Below are 15414 nucleotides of genomic sequence, written 5' to 3'. Positions count from 1 at the left end.
TCCGAACGGAACAAAGACGTCGATGCACAACGGTGACATAAAAAGCCCCGCCCCGGTGCGTACGGGGGAACACGCACCGGGGCGGGGAGCCCGTGGGGACGGGGGGACCCTCACGGGGGTCTGTCCCTCGGACCGTATCTGGACCCGTATTACTTCAGGTGCAGCTGCTGGCCCGGGTAGATGAGGTCGGCGTCCTCGACGATGTCCTTGTTCAGCTGGAACAGCTTCTCCCATCCGCCCTTGACGTCGTGCTCGGCGGCGATGGTGCTGAGGGTGTCGCCCTCGACGACCTTGTACTCGCCGTCACCCTTCTCGACCTTCTCGCCGGTCGGGGTGGTGACCGTCTCCTTCGCGGCGGGGCGCTCCTGTGAACGGGAGGCCGACTGCTGCTCGGTGGCCCGGGAGGCGGTGTCCTCGGACGAGGTGTCGGTGGAGCCGCCGCCGGCGTAGGCGGCGTTCGACAGGCCCTTGCCGCAGACCGGCCAGGCGCCCTTGCCCTGACCCGCGAGCACCTTCTCGGCGATCTGGATCTGCTGCTCCTTGGAGGCCTGGTCGGCCGTGGCGGCGAACTGCGTGCCGCCGTACGCGGCCCAGGTCGAGGCGGAGAACTGCAGACCGCCGTAGTAACCGTTGCCGGTGTTGATGGACCAGTTGCCGCCGGACTCGCACTGGGCGACGGCGTCCCACTCGGAGGCGGTGGCTGCGGAGGCGCCGCCGGCCGCCATCAGCGGGGCGGCGACGGCGGCGGCGCCGGTGACGCCGACGGCGGCGATGGCGCGAACGGCCTTGGACGGACGACGGTGCTTGCCCTTGCTGGAAAACAGCATGGTTGGATCCCCTCACCGACGCCTGCGAGGTGAGCTGTCGGGTTCGGGCCGGATGAGTTGCCCGGCCACACCTCCGTAGAAGGCATGGCTTCACCCCAAGCCGGTGCCGGCGCTGAGTCGCCTCAACTGCCGGGCCCGGCACTTACCTTGGGTCCCCCGCTCCTGCCTACGGCGCTTGACGCGACGACTGTTCCCGGGCAGCCGCTGGCAGGATTCGGCGTTGCGGCAACCGGGGCTCGCGTTGGCGAGCGGTCATGACCGTAGACACGCGATCGGCGGAATTTCAAAGACGATCAGGGCTTCTGAGACTCATCCCACACTTTCGCCAAAACGGACATTCAGCGCGAAATGTGACGTGAACTCCCGCTGTTCGTGGGCGATTTCCCGCGACCGCTAGTCGCCCGACTCGACGCCGACATCGAGCGTCTGACCGGGGAGGATGCGGTCGGGGTCGGTGCCGAGGGCGTCCTTGTTCTCGGCGTAGAGCGCGGACCATCCGCCTTGCACACCAAGGGAGTCGGCGATCCCCCAGAGGCTGTCGCCCTCCCGGACCGTGTACGAACCGTCGACGGCCGCACGGGTGGTGGCCCCACCGCGCGAGGCGTGCCGCCCTGAGGATTCGACGGTACGACCGTCGGCCGCACCCTCGTCCGCACTGTGCCCGCGGTGCTTGCCGGAGCCGAGGAGAGCCCCCGTGTCGGTGAGGCTGGAGGTGTTCGGCGAGGTCGACGACACGCCAGGAAGCAGGGAAGTTGAGGGGGATTCGCCCGATTCGGGGGATTCGCTGGAGCCGGGGGACGTGGCGGATCCGCTGGGCCCGGAGGAGGGGTCGGACGGAGAGGTGGTGGGGGTGGCGGGGGTGGCGGAGCCGGAGGGTGAGGTGGATTCGCCCGATTCTGTGGGTTTGGTGGAATCTGTGGGTGCATCGGATCTGCTGGGCCCATTGGAACTGTTGGCCCCATTGGAGCTGTTGGAGTCGTCGGTCCCGTTTGAGTCGTCGGAGCTGCCGGTGTCGCCGCCGTAGGAGCTGCCGGATGAGTTGGACAATCCAAGCGAGTTGGACAGACTTCCTGAATCGCTGGATCTCGTATCCAACGGCGTACTCGACGCATCACCGGCCACGCCGGTGTCGACGCGGGCCGCCGAGGAGTCCGTGTCGAGCCCGACGAGCGGACCGCAGGTCGCCCACGCGCCGACGCCCTGGTTCGCGAGGACCTTCTCGGCGACGGCGATCTGCTGCGAACGGCTGGCCCGGTCCGCGCTCGCCGCATAGGTGAGGCCACCGTACTTCTCCCAGTCCTCCTGGGAGAGTTGCAGCCCGCCGAAGTACCCGTTGCCCGTGTCCGCGCTCCAGGAGCCACCGGTCTCGCACTCCGCGACCCGGTCCCAGGTCGTCCCGCTGGCCGCACTCGCGCCGGTGGCGCCGAGGAGGGGGATGGCGATGGCGGAGCCGGTCACACCGGCCGCGACGACGAGAGCGGGTGCCTGGCGGGGGCGACGGTGACGACCGTTCCCGGAGAGCATGCGGCGGCCTTTCGCGAGACAGCAGGGACCTGCGCGGCGGGTGATGCGGGGGGCCGCGCTGATGGGTGAACGTATCGGCAGTCGATCACTTGTCACAAGTTAATGCCGCGCAGATCACGTGAAGATCACAGAGTTGAGTGCGTGTCATGTTTACGCTGGTCCCCGGGGTTTGTGCCGCGCCTTTGTGTTGCCCGGGTTTGTGCTGTTCCTTTGCCCTGGGGTCGTGGCGCGCCTTTACGCCCGGGTTGTGTCGGGCGGCTCGCCCGGGTTGTGTCGGGCGGCTCGCCCGGGTTGTGTCGGGCGGCTCGCCCAGTTTGTGTCGGGCGGCTACGGAACGGGCGTGAACTCCACCGGCAACGTCCGCAGTCCGCGCATGATGAGCCCGCCACGCCACCGCAAGTCGCCCGGATCCACCGCGAGTCGCAGGTCCGGGAGGCGGGTCAGGAGGGTGGCGAGCGCGGTCTGGCCCTCCAGGCGGGCGAGCGGCGCGCCGAGGCAGTAGTGGATGCCGTGGCCGTAGCCGAGGTGCTGGTTGTCACGGCGGGCGAGGTCGAGGGTGTCCGGGTCCGCGAACCGCTCCGGATCCCGGTCGGCGGCCGCGAGTACGACGAGGACGGGGTCGCCGGGTGCGATGTCCTGACCGCCGATGGTGAGCGGCTGTGTGGCGAACCGCCAGGTGGCCAGCTCGACCGGGCCGTCGTAGCGCAGGAGTTCCTCCACGCCGGTTTCGAGCAGGGCGCGTTCGCCGTCGGCGAGGGACCGCTGGAGGCGGGTGCGTTGCTCGGGGTGGGTGAGGAGGGCGTAGGTGCCGTTGCCGATGAGATTCACGGTGGTCTCGAAACCGGCGAACAGCAGGATGAAGGCCATGGCCGCGGCCTCGTTCTCTGTGAGGTACTCGCCGTGGTCGGAGGCGCGGATGAGGCCGGAGATGAGGTCCTCGCCGGGGGTGGGTTCGGCGGGAAGCGACTCGCGCTTGCGGTGGATCAGTTCGGAGAGGTAGCCGCGCATCATCTTCACCGACCGCGCGACACCGCCCCGGGGGCCTCCGCCGTGCCGGATCATCATGCCCGCCCAGTCCCGGAAGTCGTCCTGGTCCTCGCGGGGGACGCCGAGCATGTCGCAGATGGCGTAGATGGGAAGCGGGAAGGCGAACTCGTGGATGAGATCGGCGGAGCCGCTGCGGGCGAACCGGCCGATGAGGTCGTCGGTGAGCTCCTGCACACGGGGGGCGAACTCGGCGACACGGCGCGGTGTGAACGCCTTCGAGACGAGCCGCCGCAGCCGGGTGTGGTCCGGCGGGTCGATGTTGAGCAGATGCGTCATCAACTCGGCCTTGCGCTCGCCGGGGATACCCGTCTTGCCCTTGGCGTGCGCGGGCTCGTCGTGATGCGCGGGATTCTTCGACAGCCGCTGGTCGGCCAGGGCCTGCTTGGCATCGACGTAACGGGTGACCAGCCAGGCCTCCACCCCGCTGGGCAGCTTCGTCCTGTGCACGGGGGCATGCTCACGGAGCCAGGCGTAGGCGGGGTAGGGGTCGCTGGCGAACTCCCAGGTGAAGAGCTCGGGCGCGGGAGCGCCGTGGGCGCCGGGGTGGAGGTGGTCGGTCACTCCTCGACGGTATCCACAGTCGGGTGCGCCTCGGCGTCCTGGTGGTCCGCACCGACCTCCCGTAGCGCCTCCGAGGCCACCCCTTCGGCCGCCCTGATCGCGTCCCGGTAGGCCCGGGCCGCCGCCCGCAGTGCCGCCTCCGGGTCCACGCCCTCCGCCTCGGCGCGTATCGCGAGCGTGAGCAGCTCGTACCCGATGCCCGGGCCCAGGGGCGGCGGCACGTCCAGTCCCGCTGTGCGCACCCGGGACGCCAGCTTCGCCGCGAGGGCCAGGCCGGGCTGGTGCAGCGGGATGCCCTCGGTCACCGAGGTCCGTTGCTTCTCCTGGGCTTTGGTGCGCAGCCAGTGTTCCTTGACCTCCTCGGGGGTGGAGGCGGTCTCCTCGCCGAAGACGTGCGGGTGGCGGTGGATGAGCTTGGCGACGATGGTGGCCGCGACGTCGTCGATGGAGAAGGGGGCGTCCGGGTCCTCCTCGGCTATCCGGGCGTGGAAGACGACCTGGAGCAGCACGTCGCCCAGTTCCTCGCGGAGCTCGTCACGGTCGCCGTCCTCGATCGCCTCGACGAGTTCGTACGCCTCCTCGATGCCGTACTTCGCCAGGCCCTGGTGGGTCTGCCGGGACGACCATGGGCACTCGGCGCGGATGCGGTCCATGACCTGGACGAGGTCGAGGAGGCGGGCGCCGGGCAGGTCGTAGGAGGCGGGGAGCAGCTCCAGCTCCGGCATACGCAACCGCCCACCGCCGGCGAGCCGTGCCAGACCGTCCGTCAGGGCCGGCTCGCCCTCGCCGGTGGCGACGACGACCACGGTCCGCCCGCCGGCGCACACGTCGACCAGCTCCTCGGCGGTCGGGGCGGTCTCCTCCACCGATATCCCCGCCTCCCGCAGATACGGCAGCTGGGGGTGCGCCCCGTCCGCGCACAGCACACGGTCGGCGGCGTGCAGCGCCTGCCAGGCGGGCCAGGAGAGCAGGCCGGGGGCGACGCGGTGGCTGGTGGTGAGCAGGACGATACGGCCGGGGCTGTCGAAGCTGGTTGCGTTCACGATCCGAACGTAACCCACGGCGCCGACAAGGCCGTGAGTTATCCACAGGTGGGGGTGCGATCATCGGATGAACGGTGTGCGAGGTGGTGAGCGGTGCGTGGGGCAAGGACGTCCGCCGCCCCGCTACTACGCCGTCCGCCGCCCCGCTACTACGCCGTCTGCTGCCCCTGCCCCGTCGTGATCTCCCGGACCCACGGCGTCTCCGCGTCCACGCGGCTGCTCTTCTGGACGTCCCAGCTGCCGTATCGCGGGTTGAGGTCGACGTTCAGCTTCTGGGAGGCATCGGAGAGGGCCTTCCAGAAGGCCGGCTGGCTGGTGTCGGTGCCGAGCTTCGCGGCGAGCTTCTGCGCCTCCAGCTGGAGGCGGAGGTTCTCCTCGAGGCGCTGCGGAGCCACGCCGTACTGCTGCAACCAGGTCGTCTCCAGCGCCTTCGCGCCGCCGACCTGCTCCTCCAGGCCGTCCCGCATCTCCTGGACCTCGCTGCGGCTGACGGAGATGCCGGCGTCCTGGGCGGCGCGGTGCAGCACCCGGTCGAGGACCATGCCGTGCAGGGTGTCGCGGGTCAGGCTGCCGGTCTTGGCGATCACCTGCGCGTACTGCGCCTCGCCGCTCACCGCCGCCCGCTGCGCCTCGCGCACCTCGTTGACCCTGGTCTCCAGCTGCGCCACGGTGATCCGCTGGCCGCCGACGACGGCCGCCGCGCCCGGATGCGCATCGTTTCCGCATGCGGTGAGGACGGGCGCCACGGCGATGGCGGCGGACAGGAGGAGCGCGGTGCGGCGACGGCGGTGCAAGGGAGCCTCCCGAGGAGATTGCAATAACAGGTGCGGCGCGCAGCGCCTCCACCAGGGGTGGTGGTCGGGCGACGGGCGGGCGCACAAAGTCTTGCGGTGATCGATGGTAGGCAGCAGCCCAGCTTTGGCCAACCCATTCGACCAACGATTCACCAGGACTTCGGGCACCGCCGCGCCACTCGGCCGCAGGGGGACTACCCGCGCACCTGTCCCAGCCACTGCAACGTCCGCCGCACCTCCACCGCCAGCGGATGCCCCGGCCCGTTCAGCCGTTCGACGTCGTGCAGCAGTCTCACCAGCGTGTCGTGCGCGGCGGCGCGGTCGCCGAGGGCGAGCAGGAGGTGCCCCATGCGGCGGCGGACGTCGTGGGCGAGCTCGGGGTCGCCGGAGACGTACTGGTTCTCGTAGTACGGCAGCAGCGCCCGGTACGCGGCGAGCGCCGCCGCCGGTTCGCCGAGCTGTTCGAGGCACTGGGCGGCCTCGTAGCGGAACCGCAGGGACTGCGGGTCGGCCTGGCCGGCCTCGGCGGCGCGTTCGTCGGCGAGGCGGCGCAGTTCGGGCAGCGCGCGCCGGTACTGGCCGTCGTCCATGAGCGTGGCGGCGTACTGCTTGCGCAGCGTGCGCACCACCGGGGAGTGCTCGCCGTGCTGCTCGGCCGCGGTCGGCAGGATCGCGCCGAGGATGTCGACGGCCTGGGTGATACGGCCCTCGCCGAGGAGTCGCTTGACCTCGTCGACGGCGCTCGCGACGTCCGGTTTCTCGGTGACCGGCGCCACGGGGGCGGGCTGGGGCGCGGGCGTGCGCGCGCGGTCCGGCCAGGGGGCGTGCGGGCGCAGGAAGGGGCGCGTGGGGTCGAGAGGCGCACCGCTGGGGATCCCGCGCGCGGGCAGCAGCAGCGCCAGGTCCTCGTACACCTCCTGCGCGGAGCCCGGCCGGTGCTGCGGGTCCTTGGCGAGCAGCCGCAGGACCAGCGCTTCGAGCGCCTCGGGGACCTCGGGGCGGATCCGGCGCACGGGCGGCGGCGGCTCGTACAGATGCCGGTGCAGCACCCCGAGCGCCGTCGAGCCCGCGAAGGGCACCTCGCCGCTGAGGAGCTCGTGCATCAGTACGCCGAGCGCGTACAGGTCCGTGTACGGGCCGACCGCGCCGCCCATCGCCTGCTCGGGTGCCATGTACGCGGGCGAACCGATCGGCGAACCGGTGTGCGTCAGGCGCGTGGTGTCGGTGTCCATGACCGAGGCGACGCCGAGGTCGAGGACCGTGACCGTGCCGTCCTGCTTCACCATCACGTTGCGCGGCTTGAGGTCGCGGTGCACGATCGGCACGGCGTGCACGGCGCTCAGTACGGCGCACAGTTGCGCGGCGACCGCGACCGCCCACTGCCAGGGGTACGGGTCGTGCTCGGCGAGATGGTCGGAGAGGTCGGCGCCGTCGACGTACTGCATGACGAGGAACAGTTCCTCGCCCTCACTGCCCGCGTCGTGCACGGTCACCAGCCCCGGGTGGTCGACCTGCGCGGTCACCCGGCACTCGCGCACGAAGCGCCGCCGCAGTTCGTCGGCCTCCTGACCGGCCACCTTGTCGGGGCGCAGCAACTTCACCGCCACGCGCCGGTCCAGCCGCCGGTCGTACGCCGTCCAGACCTGGCCCATGCCGCCCTGCCCGATGAGCGTGGCCAGTTCGTAGCGGCCGGCGACGACACGTCCTGTCGTCACGGTCACCTTCCGCCCTCGTGTTCGCCGTCGCGCTGACCGCCCTGCTTACGCAGGTAGTCGCTGAGCTCGTCCAGTTCGGCCCGCACCTGGTCGATGCGCGCGGGCGCGGGGCGCTGTGGCGGCGGGGTGGGGGGTGTCTGCGGCACGGTGGGGGGTGTCTGCGGCACGGTCGCCACGCTGCTGTACGGCGTCGGCGACTGCGGGTAGCCGTACCCCTGGCTCGGCGGCGGCACGTACCCGCCGCCGCCGTGACGGAGCTGGTGGAAGTGGCGTATCTCAGCGGCGAGGTAGTACGCGATCATCGCCACCAGTGTGCCCAGCAGCAGCGCTACGCCGATCCAGCCGCCCGCGGTGTGGATCTCCTCGCCGGGTTCGGTGCCGAGGAGCACCATGGCGAGGATGTCGATGGCCAGCACCGCCACGAACAGACCCCAGTCCAGCGACCTGCGCGTGACGATGGCCAGGCGCAGCGGCATCGTCCAGGTCAGGAAGCCGAGGCTGAGGATGGAGATCACCACGAACAGCACACGCACGAGCACCAGCCACGCCGTCGGGGGCGGCTGCTTCACCGGCTGCGGGTAGCCGTGGCCATGCATGACTGCTCCTGGTGCCTGAAGTGCTCGTACGGATCGACCGGCGTCGGGCAACGCCAGTCGTGTGATGGTCGCTTCGAGCGTATAGGTCGACACCGACAAGCGGTCCCGGGTTGCACCGAACCGTTGTCACACTGATCACTTCGTACGACCCCGGCGGCGCGGCGGGGCCAGGTGGGTGGCGTCGGAGGGGGTAAGCGGGAGCGGCGGGTGGGTGTGAGCGACGGGGGTGGTTACTCAGGCGCGACCGTGCCGTCCGTCAGGCCGTCGTACATCCCGCGTACGAGCTGTTCCCCGAGGCGGCTCGCGTGCCTGAGCACCCGCTCGAACTCGTCGAGGGCTCGGAACCGGGCACCGTAGCGCCGCTGTTCGTCGAGCGCGAGCCGGGGCAGTTGCAGGCGGCGTACGTCGAGGCGGGTGGCCGTGGAGGCGTAGCTGCTGGCCTGGCGGTTGTTGGCGGTGCCGCGCAGGAACCCGGCGAGGAACCACGGATCGAGCGCCGTGGGATCGGGGCGCAGCAGGACGAGGTTGCGCCCCAGGGCGGCGCCCCCCGTCGCCTCGTCGATGACGCGCGCCACCGCGCCCCCACCGAGCACCGGCACGACGACGTCCCCCACCTCCGTCAGCACGGCCTCCTCGTCGCTCTCGGGAAGCGTGCCGGAGGGTGCCGTTCCGGCGAGGACGTCGTGGTCGGTGAGCACGGGCACGCGCGCGTGGCCGCTGTTTCCACCGGTACGCATCACCAGCGCGCCCCCGCGCGCGAGTTCCCCGACGGTGGTGAGCGGCCAGCGCGCGGGCGATGCGGTGTGCGTGGGCGATGCGGTGTGCGGGGGCGGCGGGGTGAGGCCGACGGTCAGTCGGAGGGTCTCGCCGAGGCGCTCGCGCACCACCGTGAGTTGCTCGGCACCGTCGGCCGCGGTGGGCGGCGGCAGGTGCCGGGCCGGGGCGAAGTCGACGTCGTCGTCCAGGAGTTCGATGACCGGCACGGAACGCGCCAGCCCCGGCCGCTCCGCCAACGAGCCGGCCCGGTCGAACTCCCGCCAGGCGTCGAGTACCGCGTCACGCACGGCCCGCCAGTCCGGCCCGCCGCGCCCCTCGGTCGCGAACTGCCCCGCGTCGGCAAGCAGCAGCTCCGGCTGCGCAGGTGCCTTCTCGGGCCTGCGCAGTACCCAGAGGTGCAGGGGGATGTTGTACGGCGGTGCCGCCCCGACCGGCAACGCGATGACGGCGCGCAGCGCCCCGCGGCGCAGCAGGTCGGCGCGGATACGACGGCCGGAGCGGCGGGAGGTGGCGGCGGGCGGCATGAGCAGCACGGCGGTACCGCCGTCCGTCAGCCGCGCGAGCGCGTGCTGCACCCAGGCCAGCTCGGACTCGGTGCGCGCGGGGAAGCCGTACTCCCACCGGGGGTCGTACGCCAGTTCGTCATGCCCCCAGTTGCGCTCGTTGAACGGCGGATGACACAGGACGGCGTCGGCGTGCAGCCCGGGGTGGGCGTCGGCGCGCAGGGTGTCGCCCACGGCAGCGCGGACCGTGGCCCGCCCGTGCAGCGCGAGCCGGAGCGCGGTGAGCGCCGCGAGGTCGGGGGCGCTGTCCTGGGCGTACATCTCCTGGTCGGGGGCTGCGGCGGCGGCGCGCAGCAGGGCGCCGGTGCCGCAGGCGGGGTCGAGGACGGTGCGGGCGGGGCCGGCGAGGTCGGCCATGAGGCGGGCGAGTTCGGTCGGGGTGAGCGTGTACTGGCGGGGGTTGGCATCGAGGTGCCGACCGAGCAGGAACTCGAAGGTCTGGCGGGCGCCCAGCTCGGCGGCGAGTTCGGCGGCGCCGCGGAGGAGGGGGGCGGAGGGGAGGAGGGCGGGGCCGTGGGGGATGTGAACGGCGGGGGCAGTGTTCACAGGGGGCGGAGTGTTCACGCCGGGCGCGGTGTGAACCGCTGATGTGGCGTTCACAGGAGTATCAGCATTCACACTGACTGACCTCGTCGCGCCGCCGTGAACCCGTCGCCCACCGAACCGAGGCACGAGCATCTGCTCCAACGCCCCCGGCAGCATCGCCGCCAGCCGCTCGTCGGAACCGGCGCTCACCTCCAGCCACACCGTCGGCCGGTCATGGATGAGCAGCAGTACACAGCCGGCGTGCGTGAGGGCGACGACCGGGCCCTCGGGGTGGCCGACGAGGTGTTGCCAGACCCGCTCGCGTAGGGGGACTTCGGCGAGTTTGCCCTGTCGGCGCAGCCAGGCCTCTACTTCGCCGAGGGCGAAGGCAGGGCTGGTCTCGGTGCCGCCGACCGGTTTGGGGAAGTCGGCGTGGCGGCGCCGCCAGTTGCTCACGGCGGCCCGGCCGACGCCGGCGAGCCGGGCGATTCCGGCGGCGGTCACCTCTGTCGCGTTGTCATGCACCCGCGTGACTCCCCTCGTCCGGTGCTCGTCCCCAGTGCTCGTCCGGTGTTCATCCGGTGCCTGAGGCCGAGGATAGCGGCGTTGCGGAAGATCCATGCGTTCACGCCGTGTACCGGCCCGACCCCGTGAATCGTGTTGACTCGGTTCACAAGCTCTGCTCTTATTGACCCCGCGAACGGATGAACTGCCAGACGGGGCCAGTCAACACGCATCGGGGAGGGGTACATCCATGGGCATGGCGGGGAAGATCACGCTCCGCATCATCCTGGGGGTCGTCGTCATCGGGGCCGTATCGGCGAACGCCGGTGACGGCAGCGGCGGCGACTCCAGCGGCGACAAGGGCGGCTCTTCGGCGTCCGCGGAGCGCACGTCCGCCGGCGAGCGGGGCTCGGGTGCCGCGAAGGCCGCCGAGGAGAAGGCCGCGTTCGCGGGGGACGGCGACTTCCAGGTCGGTACCGACGTCAAGCCCGGCACCTACCGCACCACCGGCAACACCGACGGCATCTGCTACTGGGAGCGCGCCAAGGACGCCGAGCACTCCGTGGACTCGATCATCGCGAGCAACCGCGTGAACGGCACGGCCGTCGTCACGATCAGCGCTTCGGACGCGTACTTCAAGACGTCCGGCTGCCAGGACTGGGAGAGGACCGGCTGACCCTGGTCGCCACGGGGGCGTGCGCGGCGCAGCGGGTCAAGTGCTCCGCGCCTGAGCCGCCTTCCACGCAACCCTCCGCGCGCCCCGCCACCAGCGGGCTCCGAGGCGCGCCGCTGCGCGCCACAACGCACCTGGCGCGCCCACCACCCGACGCGCTCCCCCACCTCACACGCGCCTGCCACCCGACGCACTCCCCCCACCTCCACGCGCCCCCGCACCTCCACGCGGCCGCGTCTCGACACGCCTCCGCACCTCACTCGGCTCGCGTCTCAACATGCCTCCACACCTCCACGCGGCCATCTCTCCACGCACCACAACCACTCCGCAAAACCCACCCAAGGCGCCTCTCACCACGCGCCCCCTCATCACAACCGAGGAACTCCCATGCGTCGTACCACCCTTGCCGCCCTCTGCCTCGCCGCCAGTGCCGCCGTCGGCCTCACCGCCTGTCTGCCCGGACAGGGCGATGCGGACAGCAAGTCGAGCAGCTCCGCCGGGGCCGACGGCTCTGGGACGGCGGGCGGGACGAAGGAACCGTTCGCCGGGCTGACCGGCAGTGAGATCGCCGACCGGGCCCTCGAAGCCACGACTGCCGCCTCGTCCCTGCGCGTGACCGGTGACATCCCCGACGACCAGACCGGCGGCACGATCCACCTGGACATGGCCCTGAACAAGCGGAGCGAGTGTGCCGGCAGCATGCGTCTGGGCGAGGGCAAGGCCGATCTGATCAAGACGGGCGACACCATCTACATGCGGTACGACGAGGCGTTCCTGCGTGCCCAGAGCGGGGGCGAGGCAGAGGCGGAGGTCGACGCGGTGGTGGACATGCTGGCCGGGAAGTGGACGAAGACGTCCGCCAAGGGCGAGGACGCCATGGACATCGCCGGCTTCTGCGACCTGGACACGATGCTCGGCGGCGCCGAGGACGTGAACTCGGACGCGGCCCGCGGAAAGACCACCACCATCGACGGCACACCGGCGATCACCCTGCGGGAAAAGGACGGCAAGGACCGTTACACGGTGTATGTCGCCACCGAGGGCAAGCCGTATCTGCTGCGGATCGACAGCACGTCCGTCGGCGACCGGAGCACCCTTGCGTTCAGCGACTACGACAAGCCGGTGCCGGCGCAGAAGCCCTCCGGCGAGATCCTGGACCTCGACGAACTGGGCTGAGCCGCCCGCCCGAGCCAAGGCCGACCGACGAGGGGTCCCCGATCCGGGGGCCGACCGATCCGGGACCGCCCCCCCCCCGGCCCGGCTGGGTTCAAATGGCGTGCCGCATCCACACGTTGGGCTCGACATACACCGCGTACCCGTGCTCCGGTTCGCACCGCACCGGCACCAGCGCCCCCGGTACCTCGATGTCACCCGCCGTGTCGAAGGGCAGCCCGGTCCAGCGGCGCCAGTCCTCCAGCGGGGCGGCTACCGTCATCGACGCCGGTGCCACGGAGTGGAGGGTGGCACCGGCTCGGGCGTGCACGCGCAGCCAGGGGTCGTACGGGAGCCCGTCGGGGCGCACGCGGCGGGCGTACTCCTCTATGGGCGTACGGGGTTCGAGGTGCTTGGCACTGGGGCGGACGGGGGCGACGACCTCGCGGTAGCCGAGGGCGTGGGCGTTGTCGCGCATCGCCGCGACCATCCGGCCGGACAGGCCGAGCCCCTGGGCGTGCGGGGCGACGACGATCGAGATGGCACTGACCGTGTCGGGACGGACTCCGTGGCGCAGGTCGGAGAACGCCCACACGAGCACCTCGTCCCAGCCCCGGGCAGGCAGTTCGCCGCGACCTTCGACGGCGAGTGCGAAGGGCACGCTGTGCGCGTGCGCGACGACCTCGCCGTGCTCGTCCTGCGCGAACTGCACGTACTGCGGCAGTTCGGCGGCGATCCGCGGGTAATGAGCGTTGCCCACCGGGTCGTTGACGACGAACTCAGGCCAACTGTCGGCCATACCGAGCACCTGGTCGACCATGTCAGGTCGCTCGGCGAGGCTGGACATCTTCAGCTCCATGCCTCAACGCTAAGCCGCCTCCCCGCCTCCCCGCCCGGCGAGCCACCCCCTCAGTCCGCGCGGAAGCGCGGCGGCGCCTGTGTGGGATTGCCGCCGGTGGGCAGTCGTTGGCCGGGGCAGTCGGAGAGGACTCTCGTCATCGCGGACTTCTCGGCGGACGTCACCCACAGCCCGTACTTCTTCTTCACGGCGACCTGCGCGGCCACGTACGTGCAGCGGTAGGACCGGTTGGGCGGCAGCCAGGTCGCGGTGTCGCCGTCGCCCTTGGCACGGTTGGTGCCTGCGTCGACGGCGATGAGGTTGAGGGGGTCGTTCGCGAAGGCTATGCGTTTGCTGGGGTCCCACTTCTGGGCGCCCTTCTGCCAGGCGTCGGACAGGGCGACCACATGGTCGATGTCCACCTGGCTGCGGCCGCGCACGAAGGTGACGTCCCTGCCGCTGTACGGGTCGGGGTCCAGGCTGCCGGAGGCCACCTTGCAGCTGCCGTCCCTGAACTCCACGTCGTCGAGGTCCCGTTTGAGTATGTCGTCCCGGGTGTCGCAGCTGTTGGAGTCGGTGTCCGCCCAGGGTGAGCCGAACCGGTCCCGGTCGTACCCCGTCCTCGGCGCACGCCCCTTCACGGGCAGCGACTCCACGGCCGCGAGGGCCGCGCCCCCGTCGGCCGTTCCCTCGGGACCACCCTTCCCGGTGGTCTGCTCTGTGCAGCCGGCCACGGCGAATAGCGCCACAGCCGCGGCGGCCGCCGCCCCGCCCCTCAGACGCATCACGGTGCGCCCTCCCCCTTGCCTTGCTCGTTCCGCCCCGCGTTCAGCCTGCGCGCAGGCGAGTTGTGCCTGGTGCCACGGTAGCTGCCGAGAGGTCCAGACCATAGCCTGCCTTAATGCGCATACCTCTCATCTCCGGCGTATCGTCGGTTTTGAGTCACCTCCGGAAGGAGCTCTGGATGGGCATCTTCGACAGGTTCAAGAACAGGGCGGCGCAGGACAAGGCCCGGAAAATGTCCGATGCCGCGGAGAAGAAGGCCAACGAGAAGACGGGCAACAAGTACGAGGGCCAGGTCGACGACGCCCAGCAGAACATCGAGGGCAGGCTCGGCATGGACCGCGACAGGCCCGACCAGCCGTAGGCGGGAGACTCACGGAGGACGCCTGTGCCGACCGCGCGGGGCTCGACGCCCCGGCGGCGGCCTGCTGAGCCACCTCGGAACAGAAGCCGTCCGCGACCCCCACCATCCGCGGGCGGCTTCACATCTCGCCTGTCCCGCCTCAGACCTTCCCGATCCCCAGCGTCGTCTCCGACGGCAGCAGGCCGGAGCCTATGACCGCGACCCAGTAGTCGCCGAGCAGTTCGGCAAGGCGGGTGGCGGCCTCGGCGCCGAGGGAGTTCCAAGGGGCGGCCGCCAGTTGGTCGGTGTGATGCTCGACCTGCCGGCGCAGGGCCCTGCCGGCCTCCGTGGCCGTACCGTCCTTGTCCGTCAGCCCGCGGGACGCCAGGCGTTCGCGTGCCGCCGCCCACTCGTCGGCGCTCCAGCCACGGCTCGCGAAGCGTTCGACGGAGGCGGCGCGTATCGCGGCGAAGGACACGAGGGCCTCTGCCCCATCGAGGCCGGCGACGAGCAGGGCGGCGAGGTGGCCGTCGCCACGGTGTTCACGAAGGATCGTCGCCGCGAGCCACAGCTGAAGATGCGGGGCGTCCGGCCAGGGCAGCGCGGCATTGGCCGCGGCGAGCGGGCGGCCCGCTGTGTTCGCCGCCTGGGCCGCGCTCCGGGCGAGGGCGGCGGCTTCCGCCAGGTCCGGGCTGTGCAGGCGATCGCCGAACAGCGTCCGGTACGCCCGGTCGATCGCCCGCTCCCGCGCCGCGAGCACGGACTCGGGGCTTGCGATGGTCCATGCACGGTCGATGTGGTCGGCGACCATGCCGGGGGCGAAGCTGTAGAAGGCCGAGGCAGCGGCGCGGCTGCCGACGGGACCCAACGGTGCGGCACGGAACGGGAAGTAGCTCGGCCAGCGTTCCTCTGTGGCGTATCCGAGCGCAGCGGCCTCCTCGAACGCCTCCGGCGCGTAGTACAGCACCGCGTGCAGCGGCTCCAGCAGATGCCACAGCTGCCGTACCCGCGCGGGCTCGACCCCGCCTGCATCCGTACCAGCCACCTCATCGACGTGCTTCGACATGACATGACCCCCGTATCACTCACGCGACAGAACTAGACAGTGCCAAGATTGCCGGAACGCCCGCGAACTTGTCAATGGCTAGA

The 15414-nt window shown here is 71.3% G+C and carries 14 protein-coding genes and 1 riboswitch; of the genes, 3 read left to right on the top strand and 11 right to left on the bottom strand.

The window, feature by feature from the left end:
- Positions 1 to 149: 149 nt before the first annotated feature.
- The 8 genes from I2W78_RS23465 to I2W78_RS23430 form a co-directional block, all read right to left on the bottom strand.
- A complete protein-coding gene (locus I2W78_RS23465; RefSeq protein WP_196462242.1) occupies positions 150 to 827 on the bottom strand; it encodes a transglycosylase family protein in 678 nt (225 codons plus the stop codon).
- A gap of 4 nt (positions 828 to 831) precedes the next feature.
- Positions 832 to 1011: riboswitch (cyclic di-AMP (ydaO/yuaA leader) on the bottom strand.
- 209 nt (positions 1012 to 1220) lie between these two features.
- Positions 1221 to 2351: a LysM peptidoglycan-binding domain-containing protein gene (locus I2W78_RS23460; RefSeq protein WP_196462241.1), complete on the bottom strand. Its 1131-nt coding sequence runs from the start codon at positions 2349 to 2351 to the stop codon at positions 1221 to 1223.
- A 327-nt stretch (positions 2352 to 2678) separates the two neighbouring features.
- Entirely contained in the window at positions 2679 to 3959 is a 1281-nt protein-coding gene (locus I2W78_RS23455; RefSeq protein WP_196462240.1) for a cytochrome P450 family protein, read from the bottom strand.
- Positions 3956 to 5002 carry a nucleoside triphosphate pyrophosphohydrolase gene (locus I2W78_RS23450; RefSeq protein ID WP_307783760.1) on the bottom strand — a complete coding sequence of 349 codons (1047 nt, stop codon included), beginning with the start codon at positions 5000 to 5002 and terminating at the stop codon, positions 3956 to 3958. Before I2W78_RS23450 ends, I2W78_RS23455 begins: the two co-directional genes overlap by 4 nt.
- A gap of 149 nt (positions 5003 to 5151) precedes the next feature.
- On the bottom strand, positions 5152 to 5796 hold the full coding sequence (locus I2W78_RS23445; RefSeq protein ID WP_196462239.1) for a SurA N-terminal domain-containing protein: 645 nt from the start codon (positions 5794 to 5796) through the stop codon (positions 5152 to 5154).
- Positions 5797 to 5990: 194 nt separating this feature from the next.
- Positions 5991 to 7475 carry a serine/threonine-protein kinase gene (locus tag I2W78_RS23440; RefSeq protein WP_269066878.1) on the bottom strand — a complete coding sequence of 495 codons (1485 nt, stop codon included), beginning with the start codon at positions 7473 to 7475 and terminating at the stop codon, positions 5991 to 5993.
- 38 nt (positions 7476 to 7513) lie between these two features.
- A complete protein-coding gene (locus I2W78_RS23435; RefSeq protein ID WP_196462237.1) occupies positions 7514 to 8107 on the bottom strand; it encodes a hypothetical protein in 594 nt (197 codons plus the stop codon).
- Between the two features lie 230 nt (positions 8108 to 8337).
- Positions 8338 to 10497 (bottom strand): N-6 DNA methylase, encoded by a 2160-nt coding sequence (locus I2W78_RS23430; protein ID WP_196462236.1) that lies wholly within the window; start codon positions 10495 to 10497, stop codon positions 8338 to 8340.
- 235 nt (positions 10498 to 10732) lie between these two features.
- Between I2W78_RS23430 and I2W78_RS23425 the strand changes: the two genes are divergently transcribed.
- Complete coding sequence (locus I2W78_RS23425; protein ID WP_196462235.1) at positions 10733 to 11152, top strand: hypothetical protein; 420 nt, start codon at positions 10733 to 10735, stop codon at positions 11150 to 11152.
- A 384-nt stretch (positions 11153 to 11536) separates the two neighbouring features.
- The gene (locus tag I2W78_RS23420; protein ID WP_196462234.1) at positions 11537 to 12325 is read left to right on the top strand and encodes a hypothetical protein; all 789 of its coding nucleotides are present in this window, start codon (positions 11537 to 11539) and stop codon (positions 12323 to 12325) included.
- Positions 12326 to 12416: 91 nt separating this feature from the next.
- Here the strand turns inward: I2W78_RS23420 and I2W78_RS23415 are convergent, their stop codons facing one another.
- Entirely contained in the window at positions 12417 to 13160 is a 744-nt protein-coding gene (locus I2W78_RS23415; RefSeq protein ID WP_196462233.1) for an N-acetyltransferase, read from the bottom strand.
- Positions 13161 to 13210: 50 nt separating this feature from the next.
- Positions 13211 to 13924 (bottom strand): HNH endonuclease family protein, encoded by a 714-nt coding sequence (locus I2W78_RS23410; RefSeq protein ID WP_196464688.1) that lies wholly within the window; start codon positions 13922 to 13924, stop codon positions 13211 to 13213.
- Between the two features lie 179 nt (positions 13925 to 14103).
- On the opposite strand from I2W78_RS23410, the gene I2W78_RS23405 reads away from it, so the two are divergent.
- Positions 14104 to 14286 carry an Rv0909 family putative TA system antitoxin gene (locus I2W78_RS23405; RefSeq protein ID WP_196462232.1) on the top strand — a complete coding sequence of 61 codons (183 nt, stop codon included), beginning with the start codon at positions 14104 to 14106 and terminating at the stop codon, positions 14284 to 14286.
- A gap of 139 nt (positions 14287 to 14425) precedes the next feature.
- Here the strand turns inward: I2W78_RS23405 and I2W78_RS23400 are convergent, their stop codons facing one another.
- A complete protein-coding gene (locus I2W78_RS23400) occupies positions 14426 to 15331 on the bottom strand; it encodes an SCO6745 family protein (protein WP_196462231.1) in 906 nt (301 codons plus the stop codon).
- Between the last annotated feature and the right edge of the window lie 83 nt (positions 15332 to 15414).

This window comes from Streptomyces spinoverrucosus, assembly GCF_015712165.1.
Classification (GTDB): Bacteria; Actinomycetota; Actinomycetes; order Streptomycetales; family Streptomycetaceae; genus Streptomyces; species Streptomyces spinoverrucosus_A.
This window is presented reverse-complemented; position numbering and strand designations above follow the sequence as displayed.

Excerpts from the sequence above, each read along its gene's own strand:
- I2W78_RS23405 (WP_196462232.1), top strand. The coding sequence starts at position 14,104 with ATGGGCATCTTCGACAGGTTCAAGAACAGGGCGGCGCAGGACAAGGCC.
- I2W78_RS23400 (WP_196462231.1), bottom strand. The coding sequence starts at position 15,331 with ATGTCGAAGCACGTCGATGAGGTGGCTGGTACGGATGCAGGCGGGGTC.
- I2W78_RS23460 (WP_196462241.1), bottom strand. The coding sequence starts at position 2,351 with ATGCTCTCCGGGAACGGTCGTCACCGTCGCCCCCGCCAGGCACCCGCT.
- I2W78_RS23435 (WP_196462237.1), bottom strand. The coding sequence starts at position 8,107 with ATGCATGGCCACGGCTACCCGCAGCCGGTGAAGCAGCCGCCCCCGACG.
- I2W78_RS23465 (WP_196462242.1), bottom strand. The coding sequence starts at position 827 with ATGCTGTTTTCCAGCAAGGGCAAGCACCGTCGTCCGTCCAAGGCCGTT.
- I2W78_RS23420 (WP_196462234.1), top strand. The coding sequence starts at position 11,537 with ATGCGTCGTACCACCCTTGCCGCCCTCTGCCTCGCCGCCAGTGCCGCC.
- I2W78_RS23415 (WP_196462233.1), bottom strand. The coding sequence starts at position 13,160 with ATGGAGCTGAAGATGTCCAGCCTCGCCGAGCGACCTGACATGGTCGAC.
- I2W78_RS23410 (WP_196464688.1), bottom strand. The coding sequence starts at position 13,924 with ATGCGTCTGAGGGGCGGGGCGGCGGCCGCCGCGGCTGTGGCGCTATTC.
- I2W78_RS23425 (WP_196462235.1), top strand. The coding sequence starts at position 10,733 with ATGGCGGGGAAGATCACGCTCCGCATCATCCTGGGGGTCGTCGTCATC.